Origin of the sequence: Acetobacterium sp. KB-1 (genome assembly GCF_003260995.1) — a bacterium.
GTDB lineage: Bacteria > Bacillota > Clostridia > Eubacteriales > Eubacteriaceae > Acetobacterium > Acetobacterium carbinolicum.
Genome location: NZ_CP030040.1, coordinates 2,565,304 through 2,585,547, shown reverse-complemented (window position 1 = coordinate 2,585,547; position 20,244 = coordinate 2,565,304). Strand labels below are relative to the sequence as shown.

At 42.3% G+C, this 20,244-nt stretch carries 16 protein-coding genes, 1 rRNA gene and 1 pseudogene; 16 read left to right on the top strand and 2 right to left on the bottom strand.

Features of this window, described 5'->3' with window-relative positions; all coding sequences use genetic code 11:
* Positions 1–84: 84 nt before the first annotated feature.
* From rrf to DOZ58_RS11885, 7 genes and pseudogenes are all read left to right on the top strand, one after another.
* Positions 85–201 (top strand): 5S ribosomal RNA (gene rrf, locus DOZ58_RS11915).
* Between the two features lie 475 nt (positions 202–676).
* The gene (locus tag DOZ58_RS11910; protein ID WP_111888489.1) at positions 677–1,372 is read left to right on the top strand and encodes a response regulator transcription factor; all 696 of its coding nucleotides are present in this window, start codon (positions 677–679) and stop codon (positions 1,370–1,372) included.
* Positions 1,373–1,429: 57 nt separating this feature from the next.
* Complete coding sequence (locus DOZ58_RS11905) at positions 1,430–2,299, top strand: sensor histidine kinase KdpD (protein ID WP_204355401.1); 870 nt, start codon at positions 1,430–1,432, stop codon at positions 2,297–2,299.
* Positions 2,300–2,421: 122 nt separating this feature from the next.
* A pseudogene (locus DOZ58_RS11900) lies at positions 2,422–3,346 on the top strand (ABC transporter ATP-binding protein).
* The gene (locus DOZ58_RS11895; RefSeq protein WP_242988489.1) at positions 3,330–4,112 is read left to right on the top strand and encodes an ABC transporter permease; all 783 of its coding nucleotides are present in this window, start codon (positions 3,330–3,332) and stop codon (positions 4,110–4,112) included. Before DOZ58_RS11900 ends, DOZ58_RS11895 begins: the two are co-directional and overlap by 17 nt.
* A gap of 18 nt (positions 4,113–4,130) precedes the next feature.
* On the top strand, positions 4,131–4,943 hold the full coding sequence (locus DOZ58_RS11890; RefSeq protein ID WP_111888486.1) for an ABC transporter permease: 813 nt from the start codon (positions 4,131–4,133) through the stop codon (positions 4,941–4,943).
* A gap of 24 nt (positions 4,944–4,967) precedes the next feature.
* Positions 4,968–5,165 (top strand): hypothetical protein, encoded by a 198-nt coding sequence (locus DOZ58_RS11885; protein WP_111888485.1) that lies wholly within the window; start codon positions 4,968–4,970, stop codon positions 5,163–5,165.
* On the opposite strand, the gene DOZ58_RS11880 is transcribed toward DOZ58_RS11885, so the two are convergent.
* Both DOZ58_RS11880 and DOZ58_RS11875 read right to left on the bottom strand, forming a co-directional pair.
* Positions 5,134–7,593 carry a pyruvate formate lyase family protein gene (locus DOZ58_RS11880; protein WP_111888484.1) on the bottom strand — a complete coding sequence of 820 codons (2,460 nt, stop codon included), beginning with the start codon at positions 7,591–7,593 and terminating at the stop codon, positions 5,134–5,136. The genes DOZ58_RS11885 and DOZ58_RS11880 overlap by 32 nt on opposite strands.
* A 69-nt stretch (positions 7,594–7,662) precedes the next feature.
* A complete protein-coding gene (locus DOZ58_RS11875; RefSeq protein WP_111888483.1) occupies positions 7,663–8,619 on the bottom strand; it encodes a glycyl-radical enzyme activating protein in 957 nt (318 codons plus the stop codon).
* A 512-nt stretch (positions 8,620–9,131) separates the two neighbouring features.
* On the opposite strand from DOZ58_RS11875, the gene DOZ58_RS11870 reads away from it, so the two are divergent.
* The 9 genes from DOZ58_RS11870 to DOZ58_RS11835 all read left to right on the top strand — a co-directional run bounded on the left by DOZ58_RS11870 (position 9,132) and on the right by DOZ58_RS11835 (position 20,243).
* Complete coding sequence (locus DOZ58_RS11870; protein ID WP_111888482.1) at positions 9,132–10,544, top strand: MFS transporter; 1,413 nt, start codon at positions 9,132–9,134, stop codon at positions 10,542–10,544.
* Between the two features lie 143 nt (positions 10,545–10,687).
* Entirely contained in the window at positions 10,688–11,542 is an 855-nt protein-coding gene (locus DOZ58_RS11865) for a 3-hydroxyacyl-CoA dehydrogenase family protein (protein WP_111888481.1), read from the top strand.
* A gap of 21 nt (positions 11,543–11,563) precedes the next feature.
* Entirely contained in the window at positions 11,564–13,144 is a 1,581-nt protein-coding gene (locus DOZ58_RS11860; protein WP_111888480.1) for an acyl CoA:acetate/3-ketoacid CoA transferase, read from the top strand.
* A 12-nt stretch (positions 13,145–13,156) separates the two neighbouring features.
* Positions 13,157–13,897, top strand: coding sequence for a 3-oxoacyl-[acyl-carrier-protein] reductase (gene fabG, locus DOZ58_RS11855; protein WP_111888479.1), 741 nt, complete (start codon positions 13,157–13,159; stop codon positions 13,895–13,897).
* Positions 13,898–13,927: 30 nt separating this feature from the next.
* Positions 13,928–15,091, top strand: a complete 1,164-nt coding sequence (locus tag DOZ58_RS11850; RefSeq protein WP_111888478.1) for a uroporphyrinogen decarboxylase family protein — start codon at positions 13,928–13,930, stop codon at positions 15,089–15,091.
* Positions 15,092–15,101: 10 nt separating this feature from the next.
* On the top strand, positions 15,102–15,257 hold the full coding sequence (locus DOZ58_RS18705) for a hypothetical protein (RefSeq protein ID WP_204355400.1): 156 nt from the start codon (positions 15,102–15,104) through the stop codon (positions 15,255–15,257).
* 100 nt (positions 15,258–15,357) lie between these two features.
* Positions 15,358–17,805, top strand: coding sequence for a pyruvate formate lyase family protein (locus DOZ58_RS11845; protein ID WP_111888477.1), 2,448 nt, complete (start codon positions 15,358–15,360; stop codon positions 17,803–17,805).
* Positions 17,806–17,984: 179 nt separating this feature from the next.
* Positions 17,985–19,166 carry a thiolase family protein gene (locus DOZ58_RS11840; RefSeq protein WP_111888476.1) on the top strand — a complete coding sequence of 394 codons (1,182 nt, stop codon included), beginning with the start codon at positions 17,985–17,987 and terminating at the stop codon, positions 19,164–19,166.
* Between the two features lie 150 nt (positions 19,167–19,316).
* Positions 19,317–20,243 (top strand): AraC family transcriptional regulator, encoded by a 927-nt coding sequence (locus DOZ58_RS11835; protein ID WP_111888475.1) that lies wholly within the window; start codon positions 19,317–19,319, stop codon positions 20,241–20,243.
* Position 20,244: the final 1 nt, after the last annotated feature.

Below are 20,244 nucleotides of genomic sequence, written 5' to 3'. Positions count from 1 at the left end.
TGTTTCSAGTGATCGNNAYGATCACYRRAAARMAATTNNKATAAATGCAATTATAATTAAATAGTTTWNAACTAGTCTAACTAGTTCCGTAATGATGGCGGAAGGGCYACACCTGTTCCCATACCGAACACAGAAGTAAAGTCTTCCAGCGCCGAAAGTACTTGGTGGGCAACTGCCTGGGAGGATAGGACATTGCGGGACTTTTATTTAAATGAAGCCGTGCAAAAAAATACAGATATGAATATTGATTCAAGTGAGCTTGAAAATCAATATTTATATCTGTATTTTTTTATGGGGCGAAGCCCCAAACGGAGGCGTAGCGCAGCGGAGACGGAGTTGCACGGAATCATTAGACGGCAGTAAGGTTTAATCACCGCTCTTTTTATATTTTTTAGGAAGGAGCCATCTGGCGACTGACGCGACGTAGGCGTAGCGCTAGCTACGCCGAAGTGCCGCATGAGCGAGTAAAACGGCAGTAAAGTGAAGCATTGATTCAAGTTTACTTGAAAATCAATATTCATCGCTATTTTTTTATGGGGCGAACCCCAAACGCAGGCGTAGCGAGAGCTGCGACGGAGTTGCACGAATTCATTAGATGGTAGTAAGGTTTGGCTCTGCTTTTATATTGTAGATATGTTATGATGTTATAGATAACAATATACGATAAGGAGGAAGTATGACAAATAGAATTTTAATTATAGATGATGATAAGGAATTATGCGCTTTGATAAAGCAGAGTGTGGCGGCTGAAAATATAGATGCAGATTGCGGCTCGTCAGGCGTAGATGGGCTGATCATGCTCGAAAAGAATGACTACCAGCTGATCCTTTTAGATGTGATGATGCCGGGAATGGACGGCTTTCAGACAATGGAGAAAATACGCCAACAAAGCAGTATTCCCATTCTTATGTTGACGTCTAAAAATGATAGTATATCAAAAGTCCGCGGGCTTCGTTCCGGTGCAGATGACTATTTGACAAAGCCATTTGATATGGATGAACTGATTGCCCGGGTGGTTTCTTTGATACGCCGATATACACGTTTCAATCTGAAGGGAGAGCATTCTCATCCGATGACCTACCAAGGATTGACCATTGACCTAGATAGCCGGAGCGTGACCACGCTGACTGGTACATTTGAATTGCCCCCCAAAGAATTTGATCTTCTGCTGTTCTGTGCTAAAAATCAAGGAAGAATTCTAACGAAACAACAGATTTATGAGGAAGTTTGGGGTGAATCTTACGCTTATGATGACAGTAACATTATGGCGATAATTAGCCGCCTCCGCAAAAAGATCGAACCTGAATCCGGCACACCGTTTTATATCCAAACGGTAAAGGGGATTGGTTATCGTTTCAACAAAGGGGTGTAGACCGTGATTCGCGAGGTAGTTTTGGGCATATTGTTTTGTCTTGCACTTATTTTCGGTATGATCTGTTTGTCAAAACTGATTGGTGTTAAGCGTCAGCTTAAGGACATGATGGATGCCTTGATTGATATTGAATCTGGAAACGGTAATCGAAAAATTCTTGCTACAAACGATGAGTTGACCGCTGATCTTTCCTATAAAATAAATCAAATTGTTTATCGCTATGAAAGACAGATCTTACAGCTCAAAGCGGCGGACGAAACCAATCGTCAGATTATGACCAGTCTTTCTCATGATGTAAGAACACCACTTACAACTTTGATCGGTTATTTGGATGCCGTTCATAGGGGTGTTATAGTTGGTAAAGAGCGGGAGGAATATCTCGAGATTGCAAGACGGAAAGCACATGACTTGAAAGATTATATTGATATTCTATTCGATTGGTTTAAATTAAACTCCAGCGAATTCGCTCTAGCCATAGAGCGGGTCGAAATTGCGGAGCTGACACGAAATATTTTAAAAGACTGGATACCCATTTTTGAGGAAAGCTATTTGGATTATAAAATCGAAATTCCGGAAAAACCACTATTTACTAGGGTAGATATGGATGGATATGCCCGTATTGTTAATAATCTGGTTCAAAACGTCATTGTCCACAGTCAGGGTGGGCAGATTAAAATTGAAGTGGCAGAAAAGGAAACTGAAATAGAAATCTGTATCGAGGATAACGGGATCGGAATTGAAAAAAACGAGTTGCAACACATCTTTGAAAGACTATATAAATGTGATAAAGGTCGTTCTGATAAGGGCAGTGGATTGGGACTGTCCATTGTTCGGCAGATGGTTGAAAAAATGAAGGGCAGAATTACTGTTCAAAGTGAACCACATCAATATACTGTTTTCACTGTCTTTTTACCACTAATTGAGTGAAGAATCCCTGCTACGGCAGGGATTCTTTTTTTAAAAATTGCAAGGTTAATACAAGGTTGCGGCAAGGTTAATGCAACGTTGGCATGGTAAACTTATTTCAACAAGAAAAGGAGGTTCTTAGTTTGAGTGATTTTATAATCGAAACAAAAAATATTACAAAACAATATGGTGAGCAAAAAAGTGTTGCTAACTTGAATATCCATATTAAAAAAGGCCGCATCTATGGACTACTTGGTCGAAATGGCGCCGGAAAAACCACGACCATGAAAATGCTGCTGAATCTAACGCGACCTACTTCCGGAGAAGTTAAGATTTTTGGAAAAAGTATTCAGGGAAATGAAAAAAAAAATTCTACCCCGTATTGGTAGTTTAATTGAATCACCGGGATTTTATCCAAATTTGACAGGAACGGAAAATTTAAAAATATTCGCTCAGCTTAGAGGTGTTTCTAAGCGTGATGCTGTTTCAAGTGCATTAGAGGTTGTCGGGTTGCCGTACAGAGATAAAAAGCTGTTTTCTCAGTACTCCCTCGGTATGAAGCAGCGCTTGGCAATCGCACTTGCCATCATGCATGACCCGGAACTACTGATTTTGGATGAGCCGATCAATGGGCTTGATCCAATTGGGATTGCCGAGGTACGTTCGTTTATTCGGGAGCTGTGTGATGCGAAAGGGAAAACCATTTTAATTTCCAGCCATATTCTTTCAGAAATCGCCCTGTTGGTCGATGACATTGGAATCATTGATCAGGGTGTATTACTGGAGGAGGAGAGTCTTGCTGAACTGGAAGAAAAAAACGGCAAATACATTCACTTTATTGTTTCTGATTCAGCGCAGGCAGCCAGAATCATGGAGAGAAATTTTAGGGTAAATAACTTTACAGTGGAAAATGATCACAGCTTACGTCTTTATGATAATAATTTGTCTGTGGCGAAATTAAACCGTACTTTTATTGAAAGTGGATTGGAGGTATCGGAAGCCCACACGTGTGAAGATACTTTAGAGGATTACTTCAAACGTATAACCGGAGGTGAGGGCATTGCATAACCTGCTTCTTAGTGAATTTAAAAAATTCAAAAGAAAGAAGATATTTTTTTTAGGAATTTTGGCGGCTTTCGTTTTTCCTCTTTTTAATGCTGTATTACTATCAGGTTCGGATTTTGCAAGTTTTCAGTCAGGAGTAAGAGAGGACAACGCCTTCTTGCTTTTAATGCCCCTGCTGATTATTCTGGCAGCTAATCTGTTTTTTGTCGAGCAGGATCATGATACGCTAAAAAATCTGCTTAGCATACCGGTATCAAAAGATCAATTGGTTATTGTGAAGTTATTAGTTTTGCTACTTTTTTCGTTTGCTTTTCAACTAATGGGGTTTACAGTCAGCACGGTGATAGCTATTTTTCAAGACATTCCGTTGAATGGTTTTATATTTCAATTATCGCTTACAACAGCGATGGGGATACTCATGTGGGCGGCTGCGCTTCCCTGTATTGTGTTGGTTGTGTGGTTTAATAAAAGTTACATTCTATCAGTAATTATCGTCTTCTTTTACTCGTTGCTAAATTATGCGATGCGTCTTAGCGAAGTGGTTCTGATGCAGCCTTTAGGGCTAAATATCGGAACACTGATGCCTGTTCCTATTATTTTTCGGTGGTTCTACCAATTTTATGAGCCGATCGGTGAAATTCAGACAGAATTTTACAATCGTTTCAGCCAATATTTTATAGCGACACCGGTATGTTTTGGTGTGCTTTTGTTGGAAGCAGCAGTTTGCGTTTGGCTGATGATCTGGATTTATCGGCGCCGAGAAATTTAGAGAAAGGGGGTATCTTTTGTGCTTGGCATTATAAAAACCGAATTTTTTAAATTAAAGAGATTTCACGTTTTGCTCATTGGTCTCATTGGCATGACACTTCCGGCAATTTTGTCGGTATTCACACAAGCAGTTGCCACCCCAGAGGTGACGACACAGAATTTTGACTTTTTAGCGCTCTTTAACAGTACCATATGGAATAGTGCAACCATTTTTATGCCTGTCATTTTCACTTTAATTGGAGGCTATCTAATCAGCCGCGAATATACAGATAATACTTTAAAAAATATCTTGACGGTTCCAGTAAGCTTTCAGCGGTTACTATTTGGAAAACTCCTGGCAATGGGAATCTTAAGTGTACTGTTTGGGTTTTACAGCTATACAATAACGCTGATTGTCGGAGTACTGTCCGGTATTTCAGGTCTGAGCGCTGTTGTTTTATGCACGGGTCTTTTACAGATGTTGGGAATATCAGCTTTTACATATATAGCGGTTCTGCCCATCATCGCTTTTACAAGCAGGAAACCGGGAATTTTTATGGGAGGCGTTATTGTGTCTTTTTTGTTCGGATACAGCGCTATGTTTATTAAGGATGTCACGATGCGAAGTCTGTACCCGATTCTATCAGGATTGACGGTGATGAGATTCGATACGGGAACATTCATGAATACTTCCGAACACGGAAATCTTACACTATCCATGTTATCCATTACGATAATGCTTTTGCTTACAATCACGATTGTGAGACTAACAAATCCACCACAAGCAGTTTTTAAGCGGAAAAAACATAAAAAAACCGATATTCTCATCAGAAAGAGGCCAAAAGGTCGATGATTTTTCAGGAAAGGTGGTATTTTGATGAAAAAGCGACTATTTGCGTTTGTGGCAATCGTCCTTTTAATAGGGGTTCTAACCGGCTGCGAAAAAGATGAAATTCTTGAGGCATACAATTATGCCATTCAAACGGCTGGTGATTACATTGTCGTAGCCGGTCAGATCCAAATTGAGCTTGATCAGATCAGATTTAAAGTGTGTTGTGCTCAGTTCTGGAAATAAAATCATCCTGCAGAACCTTAGGCATTTCGACAAAATAGACGGAAAAGCCGGCAATGCGTACGATTAGATTTCTAAATTCCTCCGGATTTTTCTGAGCCTGATAAAGCGTCTCTGTGTCAACAACATTAAACTGTACCTCCATGCCGCCATTTTCAAAGTAAGTGCTCATTAATTGACGAAGCTTCTCAACGCCTTCTTTATTCGCGACACAGGAAGGACTGAAGCGGAGGTTCATTTGGTCGCCATTACCGAGCATCCTTTGAGGTAGTTTAGAGACCGTATTCAGATAGGCGGTAACCCCATTTCGATCAAAGCCCTGTCTGGCGGAGATGGCTTCAGCAAGAGGCTCACCTTTTTGTCTGCCGTCAGGTGTGGCATCAGTTTTTGAACCATAATCAACATGGACAGTCATGGTGAAGGTTCCAAATGCCCAGTTACCGCCTCTGGGATTGGTGGCAGCAGAAACGTGATCATTCGCTAATTCCATCACCCAGGCCGCCAGCTCATCGACCTCATCAATGTCATTTCCGTAATGGGGAATGTCAAAAACAATGGCTTGATGGAGGGCTTCGTAGCCTTTCCAGTTGGCACATAAGGCGTTATAAAGTTCTTTGGTTGTAACGGTCTGATCATCAAAACATAATTTTTTGATGGCTATTAGAGAATCCGCCACATTGCCGATTCCGCAACCGGTTAGTCCTGTTGAGTTATATTTGCAGCCGCCAGAAAGTGCATCCCTGCCGCTTTCGACACAGCCATCCATGGTCGTAGAGGCAACAACGGCAGGAAAATGATCGGCGTACATCAGCTCAAAACAATTTCCCCCGGTTATCTGCCAATCGAGAAAGTACTTTAACTGGGCAGCAAATGCGTCCTTGAATTCATCAAAGGTCTTGTAATCGTAGAGGTAACCTGTTTTGAGACCTTTTGAGAAATCCGTCAGCGGATTTGTGCCATTATGGATGGCCATAATAATGGGTCCTAAAAGGTTAAAGAATACTTCAGAACCAGGACCACCACTGGCAGACCATTCATTTCCAGAGCCGGAAGGTTCGACACATCCGATAATACAATAGTCGCGCGCATCCTCCAGAGTTCGTCCACGCTTGAGTAGCATCGGTATGATCAGCTCATCATTTTCAAATGAGGGGACCCCACCGCAGGCCTTGCTTGATTGAATTGCTAACTCCCATACATCGGAAGGCGTGTTCTTGTGGATGCGAATGTCAACGGAAGGATCAGCGAGAAACATCCGGCCAGTAGTATGAAGCAGACATCGGGTTAACGCATTTGTGGCATCCGATCCATCTTTTTTAATGCCTCCGATGGTGAAGTGATGACCGCCGGTATTATAGGAATAGCCTTTTCCGCTATACATTTTTGACAACATGTCGTTTGTACTCATGCGAACCTGAATAAGATTATCGTTTAATTTAAGGAAAAAAGCATCAGCATATTCTTGGAGTGTCGCCATTGTGAGGGTTCCTGATTTGAGTTCAGCCTCGGCGAACCAGCCGGCGTATTGGTCGACTCGCCCTTGCGATAAGCCATGTTGCTGACCGTCGGCGACAAGCATGATCTGATAGAGAACAACACATTGCAGAGCTTCCCAGGTATTTCGAGCCGGATGCTCCATGATCCAGTTAAGGGAATCAGCCATGTCAAGCAGTTCGGCTCGGCGCTCAGGATCAGCATGGTTCTTGGCCTGCCGGGCGCATTCTTTAGCATATCGCTTAGTAAAGACAAGGGCCGCATCGCAGACAATATCGGCGGCCTGATAAAAGAGAAATTTGGCGGCATCATTGCCGTAGATCTGGCCTTGCAGCTGATCCATTTTTTCGCGGATTTCACGTTTAATTCCGCCAAATCCGTAAGAAATGACTTTCTGAAAGTTGGGACTGTAATGCCCCTGAGGGACACCGCCCAAACTGGGTTTGCGGGCAAAAAAATCGGAGCACCCATTGCCTTGAAAACCTTGCAGTACGGGTGGAATGCTTTCTAAATAGCGGGCTGAAAGTGATCGATCCAGCCAATATTCGGAAGCCTCTTTAAAAATATCCCGATCGGAGTCACTCATATAGGCAAAGGCGTCTTCACTCTGCCAAGCGCTTTTGAAACCGGCATCATCATGAGTTGCTTGATGAAGCCAGGAGGCATCCCACTCAACAAAGCTGTTTAGGGACCGGTAAGAGCGACCAATCTGACCCACAAAAATATCTTCATCTTCGACCAAAATGGTTTTATTTAAGCACCACTCATAAAGACAATGAGCGCGCTTTAAGATGTTGGGCTCCGCTTCGTGTGTCTTGTAGTAGTCGGTATAAATTTTGGTCCGTTCACCATCTAGAATCGTGCGTCCCTTATTAGCGGCATCACGCTTGTCACGCAAGCGCTGGATGCGGGGACTGATTGCTGCAAATTTAAACATTAAAAAGACCTCCTTAAAAATATCGTCACGTTAGCCCCAGATTAAAGGCATAATAGTAACTAAATAGACTTAGTGTATTTGAACAGGTGTAAAATAGGTTTCTAAGAGTTGTTTGTAGCTTTGCATAAGCTCATCACTTGGTGATTTTAAATCTTTAAGCTGATTTTCTGTTCCCAGTTTATCATATTTGAGAAGGCCCAATTGATGATAGGGAAGTATTTGGAGTAGCTCGACTGAGGGACTAAGGGCCTGGATGAACGCACCGGTGGCGCGTAGATTTTCTTCAGAATCATTGATGCCGGGAATGATAGGAAAACGAAATTGAATTTTTCCTCCCGCTTCAACGAGATTTTTTGCGTTTTCAAGGATCTTGTCATTAAAAACCCCGGTGTACTTCTTATGCTGGTTTGTATCCATGTGTTTTAAGTCGTAGAGATATAAATCAACATAAGGAAGGGTTCTCTTCAGGGTTTCCCACGCGGCAAAACCAGTTGTATCTAAACAGGTGTGGATGTTTTCATTTTTGGCCGCTTTTAATAGTGCTACCGTAAAATCAATTTGTGCGAGGGCTTCACCGCCGGAGACGGTTAGACCACCGCCGGAGTTATTGTAATAGGCCCGATCTTTTAAAATTCTTGCCATGACATCGGTAAGTTTCATGTCGTGACCTGAAGCAACAAGGGCGTTTGACTTGCATACATGCACGCAGTCGAAACAATTTGTGCATTTATCACGATCAACGTCAATAAGCGAAATTTCGCTCTTGTGCAAAGGTGAATGCTTTGGTTTATCAGTTTTTAAGGCATTATGCTTACAAACGGACAAACACAATCCGCATGCTTCGATGCCAATGCATTTCACTGACGTATACGACAACACATAATGAAATGGAATTGATTCGGGATTATGACACCAGCGACAGCAAAGTGGACAACCGCTGAGAAAAACGCTCGTTCTAATCCCCGGGCCATCATGAATGGAAAACCCTTGAATATCATAAATTCGACCTATTATTTCTTGATTCATGGCACTCTCTTCCCTTTACAGTTTATTGCAAATTCGAAACGCTTTACAAAAAAAACGTTTGTTATTAAAAATTCTATAGCAGTGAAACCGTTTAAACAATGATATATCAGGACCAGAAAAATTTTTTTGCGTCCTTAGCGTCCTTAGAGAAGGATCATTTATTCTTATACATACAATAGAATGTTTGAAATAGGACAAAATGAGTAAAAAAGATGTCCTCTTTATTCATTGTAGAGAGGATAGTGAGTCGCTATAATCAAGTTAACCAAGTTTAATTTTGGAAATAGCATAAGTTTTACAAAGCGTTTTTAGATTGGAATTAAAAGAAAGGAAGCGTGAGAAAAAACGTGATGAGATAAGATAAAAAAACTTGCAGAAAAGGGAAATGTCCGGGTTTTGTGAAAACGATTAAATTAGCGTATTTGGACAATTTTTGTGGAGTTTTTAAACTTCATAATTTGTAACGGCTTAGCAAGAAGTCGAAGCTTAAGGGGAAAAAGGAGGAAAGTGTAGTGAGTGTTAATAATGTGGGAAGCGCAGCAAGTATTGAGAATGTGAGAAGTTCAGAATTCTCGTTAAGTACTGGAAGAGCGACGGCCTTTGGTGCGGCGGAAGTTGGATTTGGACTGATGATGCAGGTGGCAGTTAGCTACTTTGCGTATTTCTTAACCGATATTGCGTTATTGGGACCAGCGATTGTTGGGACAATGTTACTCATCAACCGGATTGTCGATGCAATATCGGTACCACTAACTGGTGCGATCATCGAGAAATCGAACCTGCCGTGGGGAAAATACCGTTCCTGGATGATGATCGCTCCGGCCGTGGTGGCTTTTTGTTTTATCATGATGTTTAGAGTGCCAAGTGGGATGAGTGAAGTGGCAATGGCGATCTATTTTTCGGTATTCTATATGCTCGGTCATATATTTGTGAACTTTAGTTATGCATCCCGGTTTTCGCTCCTGCCAGCAATGGGTAATACACCTAAAAGCAGGATCATGGTGGCATCGAGAACCAATCAGATGAATACCGCAAGTCGGATTCTTTTTAGCCTGATATCATTGCCACTGATTATGTGGCTGGGTGGGGAAGAAGTCAGAAATGCCAGAGGGTTTTTTCTCTACATGCTGATTTTTGCGACGCTGCAATGGGTCGGTTATATGATCAGTGCACGGGCAGCAAAACCGGTCGATATTCCGGGACGATGGCCGAAAAAGAATGTGCCAACTGGTCGTGAGATGATCAACCAGGTGGTAACCAATAAACATCTGATCATTCTGATGCTGGCGGAGTTAGGGAGATTTACAGCCGCTTTGTCGCTGGCGGGATTTGCCGTTTATTTTTATCAGTATGTTGCCGGCGATATGGCGCTTGTTTCAATGTATTTCTTAAGTCTGACAGTCGGTGGTTTTGTTGGGAATCTGATTGGACCACAAATTGCCAAAAGACTCGGCACTAAAAAAACCTATATTATTGGATTGTTCGGGCAAGCGTTTTTCCTTGTACTGGCATACTTTATTGGTAGAGAACCAATGGCCTTCCTGGCACTGAGTGGTCTAGCCTCGCTATCAAGTGGTTTTGGATTCTCAATTTCAGGGGCGGTATATTCAGATTGTGCCGACTACGCAGAATGGAAAACAGGAAAATCTGCAAAAGGAATTGTGATGTCACTTTCCGCATTTCCAATTAAAATAGCGATGGTTATTTCAGGCAGTATCGCAGCTTATGCGTTAGCAGCAATTGGCTATGTTGGTGGAATGCCTCCAACACCTGAGATTCAGCAGGGGGTGGCTCTTATTGCGACGCTACTACCGGCTGTGGCAGCAGTATTTGGCTTTATTTGTATCCTGTTTTACAATCTAAAACAGGATGATCTGGAGATAATGAAAGAGGAGATTAAGGAAAGACAAAGCCAGCAAGCTTAGGTGTATGAATCTTTTTGTGGTCATAAGAGAAATGTGATCATTAATGTAAAGAAAAGATCCGTTAAATAATGAGTCGATTCTTTAACCGGCGTTAAGAAAATAAAGACGGATCGGCAAAACGACAGAATAAGGAGTGAAACAGAATGGGTATTAGAACAATTGGAGTCGTCGGGTCCGGTGCAATGGGAACCGGGATTGCCCATATTATGGCCCAATATGGATATAACGTCATACTGAGTGATGTGAATAACGATCACCTCGAACGTGCCCTTGCTTCAATCGGAAATGTTTTGGATAGTAAGATTCGCAAGGGAAAATGGACAGAAGATAAAAAAACGGAATTGTTAGGTCAGATTAAGATAACAATAGACTTAAATGAGATGACAGCGGTTGATCTAATTATTGAAGCAATTACTGAAAACATGGATGCGAAGATTCAGTTGTTTTCGAGTTTGGAAAAAATCTGCCGGGCTGAAACAATTTTTGCAACCAATACCTCGACCATGTCAATTACTAAGATGGCCTCGGCCTTAAGTCAACCCGAAAGAATGGTTGGACTCCACTTTTTTAATCCAGCCCCGGTAATGAAACTTGTTGAGATTATTAGGGGATACTATACCAGTGATGAGATTATTGTAGCGCTTAAAGAATTGGTCCGGTCAATCGGAAAGGAAAGCATTGAGGTCAAAAAAGATACCCCCGGATTTGTGGTAAATCGATTGATGTTAACGCAGTTTAGAGAGGCTTTACTCGTTTTGGAGGAGGGGATTGCATCGGTAGAAGATATCGATAAGGCCATGACATTGGGATTAAATCACCCGATGGGCCCCTTCACACTAATGGATTTCACAGGAAATGATATCGCCTTTGATACCCTTAAATATATGCATACCGAACTGGCCCAACCCAATTGGGCACCGCCAATCGTTTTAAAAAGAATCGTCAATGCCGGCAGAATCGGAAAAAAAGTACAAAAGGGCTGGTTTAACTACAAATAGGCACAAGAAGGAGAGCTTTTAATGAGTAAACAAATTTTAGCCCGTGAAGCAGTGGGCTTAATTAAAGACAAATCAACGGTGGTATGGACAACCGCAGGACTCTGTTGTTTTCCCGAAGAAATTGCAGTTGCGCTGGAAAAGCGTTTTTTAGAAACGGGACAGCCTAAAAACCTTACAATCGTACATAGCTGTGGATGCGGGGATGGCAAAGATAAGGGGATGAACCACCTGGCATACGAGGGATTGACCGAGCGTCTGATTTCAGGGCACACCGGTCAGGCACCGCGAATGGGCGAACTCATAACCGAAAATAAAATAGAAACCTATCTGCTGCCACAGGGGGTCATGGCCCATCTGTGGAGAGAGATTGCGGGGAAAAAACCGGGTGTCATTACCAAGGTAGGCCTGAGAACCTATGTCGATCCAAGGCTTCAAGGTGGAAAAATAACAAAATGTACCAAAGAGGATCTGGTCGAGCTGATGGAAATTGACAATCAGGAGTGGTTGCGATATAAAACATTTCCTATTGATGTTGCAATTATTAGGGCCACAACAGCCGATCAAAAGGGAAATCTCTCAATGGAGAAAGAAGGTCTTTTACTGGAAGCGCTGCCGATGGCTCAGGCAGCAAAAAACTCAGGCGGCATCGTCATTGCTCAAGTTGAATATCTGGCAAAGGCGGGCTCATTACATCCGTTGGACGTAAAGGTGCCGGGTGCGCTGGTTGATTATATCGTCGTTGCCAGTCCTGAAAACCATATGCAAACCACGGGAACACAATTTAATCCAGCGTTTGTCGGCGATTTAAAGATGCCCATGGACTCAATCAAACCAATGCTTTTTAATGAGCGAAAAATAATTGCAAGAAGAGCAGCCATGGAACTGGATGCCAATGGTATCATCAATCTTGGTATCGGAATGCCTGATGGCGTGGCCAGAGTGGCCTCAGAAGAGGGAATTGCGGATGATCTGGTGATGACAACGGAACTGGGAACTTATGGCGGAATCCCTGGTGCCGGCGATGATTTTGGGGTAGCCTATAATGCCGAGGCCATCATTGAGCATGAGGCTCAATTCGACTTTTACGATGGTGGCGGTCTTAGTGCAACCTTTCTAGGGCTGGCACAAACCGATAAAAAGGGAAATCTTAATGTCAGTAAATTTGGGAAAAAGGTGGTCGGTTCCGGCGGATTTATCAATATTTCACAGAATTCAAAAAAAGTAATCTTTTGTGGAACCTTTACTGCTGGTGGTGGAAAGTATGAAATCAAGGATGGGAAAATCCGCATTCTCGAAGAGGGACGCGTAAAAAAATTTGTGAATCAGGTCGATCATATAACCTTTAGCGGTGAATATGCCACCGAAATAAAGCAACCTGTTCTTTACATCACGGAAAGGGCTGTTTTTACCTTAGAAGATGGTGAAATGACACTCATTGAAATCGCACCGGGGATCAGCATTGAAAGAGACATCTTACCGGCAATGGAATTTGCACCGAGAATTTCACCAGATCTAAAAGAGATGGATAGCAGTATTTTTTACGAGCAGTGGAATCAGCTTAAAAATAGTATGATTTCCAGCTCACAAACGGCAAGAACTTGAAAGGAGGCAGTAATGAGACTCGATAATAAAGTTGCCATTGTCACCGGTTCTGCTCAGGGACTGGGTAAGGCGATGGTATTAAAGCTAGCTCAATCCGGGGCAAAAATCGTTGTAACGGATATTAATTATGAGGCTTGTTTAAAGGTTGAAAAAGAGATCAAAGTGGCAGGCGGAGAGGCGTTTTCGGTTAATTGCAACGTTACCAGCCGGACAGAGGTTAAGGATTTAATCGCAAAAACGATTAGTCGTTATGGTCAAATCGATATCCTTATTAACAATGCGGGGATAACAAAGGATGCCCAAATAACGAAGATGACCGATGAACAATGGGACAGTGTGTTAGAAACGGATCTTAAATCGATGTTTATCTGCATCCAGGAAGTACTGGTAGAAATGATTCCCCATGGCAGCGGAAAGATCATTAATATTACCTCCATTGCCGGAGAAGAGGGGAATTTTGGTCAGACGAATTATTCAGCCGCAAAGGCTGGTGTGATTGGTATGACAAAGACGCTGAGTAAGGAACTGGGTAAAAGAGGCATAACGGTAAATGCGGTCGCACCAGGATTTATTTTAACAGAAATGACAGATAGCATACCGGAAAAAATTAAGCAACAACTTATCGGAAGAATCCCGTTAAAGCGTGGTGGAGAACCTGAAGAGGTTGCTGATGCAGTATTGTTTTTAGCGTCTGATCAGGCATCGTTTATTACTGGACATGTTCTTAATGTAAATGGTGGAATGTATGTCTAGTCATAAAAATTTAAGTAAGAGAGGGATAATGTGATTAAAGAAAGATTGAGCACAGAATATAAAACAAAATTATTTACGGATATTTATTCGGGAAATAAGCCGGATCGGGTTCCCGAAAAAGTGGGCGTCAACGCCTGTGCGGCACTGGAATTAGCTGGTTATGACTTGCGATTGGCCCAATATGGTATTACCAAGGTACTGGATGCGACAGAAAAGATAAACGCCAAATATGACACATACACGCTCATTGGCACATGGCCAGGTACGCCATGGTTGCATAAGTTTACCGGCAGTCGAACCAATGTAATGGGAGAAGATGGATTTATACAGCATCCCAATGTTCATGGTATGGAAGCGGATGAATACGACCTGCTTTTGGCGGACCCCTTGAAATTTATCTGGGAAACGGTTATTCCAAGGCTCTTTACAGAATTTGATGCACCGCCAATGAAGGCCGCTCTGGCAATGGCGAAAACAATCAAGGCAAACGATTATATCAATGGAAAAATCGCCCAGGGTAATATGTCATTGATAAAAAAATACGATAAGTCGGCATTTCCGACTTTTGTGGGAATAAGTCGAGCCCCCTTTGATTATCTGGCGGATTACCTTCGCTCCTTCACGGGGGCACTTGTCGATATCCGCAGAAAGCCGAACGAAGTGCTTGAAGCCGTTAACCTGATTACGCCGTTGATGATCAAAGCCGGCTGCCCACGACATGTAGAAACCCCCAGCAGATTGACCAGAATTTTCTTTGCTCTGCATATGCCAACCTTTATGTCAGAGAAATTTTTTGCAAAATTCTGGTGGCCTTCTTTTAAGGAAACGGTCTGGGCAATTTATGATAAGGGCTTTGGCATCAACATCTTCTGTGAAGAAAACTGGATGCATTTGCTGGATTATTTAAATGAACTGCCCCCTGGTTGCGAGCTTCAATTTGAGTATGGCGATCCCAAAACGATCAGAGAAAAAGTTGGTGATAAGCACCTTATTTCAGGGCTCTTCCCCGTCAGTCTGATGAAAAGTGGGACAAAAGAGGAAGTCTGTGATAAGGCGAAGGAATATTTGGACATCCTCGCAGTGGATGGTAAGTATATCTTTAATTTCGATAAGTCCATTCTAACAGCAGGACAAATAAACTGGGATCTTTTTCAACCCCTCATCGATACGGTTCATGAATATGGAAAGAATTAGGAGGCACAGGATGGAGAAAAAAATTAAAAGCGACTATTATACAGATTTGGATGAGACCTTGAAAAAATATGGCATTCCGGAAGAAGCGAAAGACGACGTTGATGAGACGATGCAATGCATTGAAGATATGATTCTCTATTTTACAATGACGACCTTAAGCAACTAAAACAAATACCGGCACCTGGAAGTCACATTAAAATGATTTTTGGGTGCTTTATCATTAACAGAGAAACGGTTAAATTAAAAAATATCAGAAAGGAAAAAAGATGATGTATGAATTTAGACCGGTAACCAAACGAATAAACCAGATGAGACAGCTTGTGAGAGACCGGGTCATTGCGGTGGATGCACAAAGGGTGGAGCTCATAACAGGTGCCTATCAAAAATACCATAAGGTTCCCCCAAGTATAAAAACGGCTTTAGTGACCCATGAGATTTGCACAAAAATGACGACAAGAGTAGAGGACTTTGAACTAATTGTTGGAAATATCGGAAAAGCGTTTTTAGGTTCAGGCATGTGGCCCGAATGGGATGCCAGTTGGTTGTGGAACGAACTGGAGGACAAGGCGCTTTGGGAATATTGGGATGATGGATTGTATCACCGCACCGACAAATCCGGGGTTCATTTAAGCATGAGTGAAGATGAGATAAAGCGGTTTATGAGTTATCAGGATTTCTGGAAGGATAAAACCATTACTCAGTATTTTGATTCCTGGGGACCGGATGGCTTTGAAGAGGTTGCCGGCTTGGGGATTCTGGAAATGGGCGAAAAAATGAGAGCACCCATTCATACCGGGCATCTGGTTGCGGGTTACGAAAAAATCATTAACAAAGGCTATGGAAGGATTAGAAGCGAAGCAAAACATTGGATTGACGCACATAAAGGCAATTTGATGGGGGATGATGTTGAAAAATATATGTTCTATAAAAGCGCCGTTATTGTCTGTGATGCAGCAACGGGGATGATCAAAAACTATGCCAAGGCATGTGCCTTAAAAGCAAAAGACTGCCCTGATGCCAGCAGGAAAGCAGAGCTTAAAAAGATGGCTGACGGGCTTTTATGGCTCTCTGAAAATCCGGCCAGAACATTTTGGGAGGCCTGCCAGGGCGTGATCCTGTATCAAGTTTTGCTTTATATGGAGGCCCGGCACCCGGCCCTGGCATTTGGAAGATTTGATCAATATACATGGCCCTTTCTTGAGGCTGATCTTAAAGAAAACCGATTGACATTGGAAGCGGCACAAGAAATAGTTGATGCATTTTTCCTTAAATCAAATTGCTTTTATCGGGCATCGAATCCCAGGATTGCCGCATATACCGGGGTAGGTGTTACCTATCACCATACCACTATCGGTGGGGTAAACAAGATAACCGGTGACGATGCATCAAATCCAGTCACCTATATGGTCCTTGAAACCTTAGCGAGACTCTCCCTTCATGATCCGACAGTTTCTTTACGCATCCATAAAGATACACCGGAAAAATTATGGGATCTGGCCATTGAGACAACCAGAAGGGTCGGGGGCTTACCCTTGTTCCAAAATGATGCGATCATTATTCCCGGTCTTGTTAAAGAACTGAACATGACGCTTGAGGATGCCAGAGATTACAGCATCATCGGCTGTCAGGAAATCGTCGGCTCAGGAAATGATTATCCCGCCGGAAATGGACTTCATGGAAAAGCCGGATTGGGAAGCCACGGGAATGTTTTACTGACGGCGCTAAACAATGGGACAAATCCGTCAAATGGGAAATCTGGCGGACTGGAAACCGGCTATCTTTATGAGATGAAGTCCTTTGACGAGGTCAAAGCAGCTTATAAAAAACAATTTGATTATCTTCATAAATGGTCGGTTACCATTCAAAATTATGTTGAAAATCTGTCCGAATTTTACGCCCCGTCGCCAGCGTTGTCAATTTCTATCGAGGGCTGTATGGCGTCCGGAAAAGATTGCGCGGCAGGCGGTGCAAAATACAACTCTTATGGGGGAACAGCCACTGGTCTGGCTACCGTTTCGGACTCGCTAATGGCAATTAAATACATGGTTTTTGATCAGGAAATCTGCACCGCAAAAGAACTCTATGATGCCATGATGGCCGATTGGAAAGGCTATGAAGTTTTGCAGCAGCAGATTTTAAATGAGGTTCCGCATTATGGAAATGATGATAACGATGCCGATGAAATGATGCGGTGGGTTACCGATATCTATTACGACAATTGTAAAGAATGCTACAGTAAGCGCTCCAAGGTTTATAAAGCAGGGCTTTACGGAGCTGCCCAGCATGTTGTTCAAGGAGCAGTTACCGATGCGACACCTGATGGCAGAAATGCGGGCCAACCATTGGCAGACGCGATGTCACCGGGACAGGGAAGAGATAAAAATGGTCCAACCGCGATTTATAATTCAGCCTGTCACATCGATCATGGGAAATACATGGATGGCATCGCGCTAAACCTGAAAGTGCATCCCTCATCGCTACAAACGCAAGGTGCGAAAAAAGCCCTACTAAATATGACCAAGGCCTATTTTGAAAAAGGCGGAATGGAGGTTCAATATAACGTTGTAAGCACAGAAGCGATGAGAGCCGCACAAAAAGATCCGGCTGCGTATCGCGATCTGGTCGTCAGGATTGCCGGTTACTCCGCCTATTTTAACGAGCTAAGTGAGGCGATGCAAAATGATGTCATCAGCAGAAATGAAGTTGAGGTTTAATGGTTTAGGTTTAAACCAATAGCAGACAAGTGTATGGCTAAGTCGAATTTTATTACTGAGAAATTCAGCGAAGAATTCAACAATCATCTTTTTACAGTAAGCGACTAATAATTCAAGTTGCAATAACGAACTGTGAAATAGGCGTCTCAATAAAAATAAAATTAACAAGGAGGACAACGGTGTTTAACAAGGCATATATTCCATACGGGGGGTATTTCAGCACACCATTTTGTAAATGGCAGGGAAGTCTTCAAAATGAAAATTCCATTAAATTGGCGGCCCAGACCGGTAAGCGTTTTTTAAAAGCAAAGGGTTTTGATCCCCAGATGATCGAGTTTCTTTATCTTGGTCATACGGTTATCCAGCCGGGATCTTTCTTTGGCGCGTCCTGGGCAGCGAATGAAATGGGCTTAACCATTCCTGGGATGGCCATCAGTCATGCATGTGCGACTTCCACCAATACCATTTATTCAGCGGCATTAGCAGTTGAGATGGGTACCTTGTCAACCGCATATTGCATGATGACGGATCGGATTTCTAATGGGCCACATATTATCTGGCCAAATCCACAAGGTCCGGGCGGGGAAGTCGTGTCGGAAAATATCAACATGGACAATATCAACCGCGATCCTTCAACTGGCTTTGGGATGCTGACCACAGCAGAGAACGTGGCCAGAGAAGGCGGATTTACCAGAGCGGAAGCGGATGAAGTAACCTTAATGCGATATCAACAATATGCCGATGCTCTGGCCAATGATCGAGCATTCCAGAAAAAATATATGTTTCCGATTGAGCTGAAATCAAGAAAAAACACCCTGATCATCAGTGAAGACGAAGGCGTTGCCCAAACAACCAAAGAAGATCTGGAAAAACTACGGCCGGTTGCTGAAGATGGGATTCATACCTTCGGTTCCCAAACACACCCGGCTGACGGGAATACCGGGATGATCATTACTACCAAGCAAAAAGCAGCGGCATTAAGCACCGAAAAAGTAACGGTACAAGTTGTTTCTTACGGTTTTAATCGAACAAAAAAAGCATTCATGCCGGCGGCTCCGGCCGGTGCCGGACAAATGGCAATGGAAAAAGCTGGTATCGGCATTAACGATTTGATCGCGATTAAAAACCATAGTCCTTTCATCGCAAATGACCTTCATTTAGCAAAAACACTGGGGATTAAACAAACCCGGATCAATAATTATGGGACATCATTGGTATTTGGTCATCCTCAAGGTCCAACAATTGCAAGGCTATTAATGGAAGGCATTGAAGAAGCGGTTATTAAAGGTGGCGGTTACGTATTGGTCTGTGGATGTGCAGCCGGGGACTCCGCTGCTGCAATCATTGTAAAAGTTGGCTGATTTTAGCGCACATAAAAATCTGCCTTGAAGCAGGAAAAGTTTAAAATAACAATCAAAAAGAGCATCAATACATGGTATAATTTTGATAAATAGTTTCTGTAAACGACTTCGGATCGAAATGGAATTATTGAGAAAAAGAGGAGCAAAAAAATGAGCTATTCATTTGCTGAACGTCAAAAATATAATGATTTGATGGGAACATACGTGACATTATCTTATGACTCTTTTAGTATCGTAATCCATAATAACCAGTTTATGAACCAGGACCACATCGAATTTCCGCACAGTCATGATTTCCATGAACTTTATTATGTGCTAAATGGCCAAATGGTCGTAATCTGTGATGGCGAAGAATTAGAACTACAGAAACATGATATCCTTTATTTAGCCCCCAATGTTGAGCACCATATGAAAACAGATAGCTTTTATGGAAATGATAGATTTTTGATCACTTTTGAAATAATAAAAAACAAATGTGATGACAGTAAAATGACCGCGTTGGAATATCAAATTGATGAATTGGATCGATACTTAAAAAGCATTCGTAAATACGCGATTTCAAGCGATACAAATGGTGTAATGGCGTTGATTGATGATCTTTGCAACGCCTTTCTAAGTCGCCAGCATTTTTATTATTTAAAGCTTCAAGGACTCCTCTCATTGATCGTAATGAGTATGATTCAGAATATGCTTACGGGTAAAGACGACGGGTTAAATGACCATTTAAAATATGAAAACAGAGCACTTCTGATGACAAAATATATTCATCGTAACATAAGTGAAAAAATAACACTTGAAAAAATGGCGATCATTTTTCATACAACGCCCCGGCATGTTACCCGGATATTTAAAAAGTATTTCAATACATCTTTTAATAAAACCTTGATTGAAATCAGATTGGGATATGCCAAAAGATATCTTGTTGAGTATGATTATTCAATTGAGAAAATCTCAGAGCTGATCGGATTTGATTCAGTCAGGACACTCTACAAACTATTTAAAGAAAAAGAGCGCGTTAGTATGAACGCATATCGTAACATGTATTCATGTAAGTCGAATTTTTCTAAGGAGAAATAAT

What these genes read in the sequence shown, in the direction of transcription:
- DOZ58_RS11910 (WP_111888489.1), top strand. Translation starts at nt 677, where the DNA reads ATGACAAATAGAATTTTAATTATAGATGATGATAAGGAATTATGCGCT.
- DOZ58_RS11905 (WP_204355401.1), top strand. Translation starts at nt 1,430, where the DNA reads ATGATCTGTTTGTCAAAACTGATTGGTGTTAAGCGTCAGCTTAAGGAC.
- DOZ58_RS11885 (WP_111888485.1), top strand. Translation starts at nt 4,968, where the DNA reads ATGAAAAAGCGACTATTTGCGTTTGTGGCAATCGTCCTTTTAATAGGG.
- DOZ58_RS11880 (WP_111888484.1), bottom strand. Translation starts at nt 7,593, where the DNA reads ATGTTTAAATTTGCAGCAATCAGTCCCCGCATCCAGCGCTTGCGTGAC.
- DOZ58_RS11875 (WP_111888483.1), bottom strand. Translation starts at nt 8,619, where the DNA reads ATGAATCAAGAAATAATAGGTCGAATTTATGATATTCAAGGGTTTTCC.
- DOZ58_RS11865 (WP_111888481.1), top strand. Translation starts at nt 10,688, where the DNA reads ATGGGTATTAGAACAATTGGAGTCGTCGGGTCCGGTGCAATGGGAACC.
- DOZ58_RS11860 (WP_111888480.1), top strand. Translation starts at nt 11,564, where the DNA reads ATGAGTAAACAAATTTTAGCCCGTGAAGCAGTGGGCTTAATTAAAGAC.
- fabG (WP_111888479.1), top strand. Translation starts at nt 13,157, where the DNA reads ATGAGACTCGATAATAAAGTTGCCATTGTCACCGGTTCTGCTCAGGGA.
- DOZ58_RS18705 (WP_204355400.1), top strand. Translation starts at nt 15,102, where the DNA reads ATGGAGAAAAAAATTAAAAGCGACTATTATACAGATTTGGATGAGACC.
- DOZ58_RS11845 (WP_111888477.1), top strand. Translation starts at nt 15,358, where the DNA reads ATGATGTATGAATTTAGACCGGTAACCAAACGAATAAACCAGATGAGA.
- DOZ58_RS11835 (WP_111888475.1), top strand. Translation starts at nt 19,317, where the DNA reads ATGAGCTATTCATTTGCTGAACGTCAAAAATATAATGATTTGATGGGA.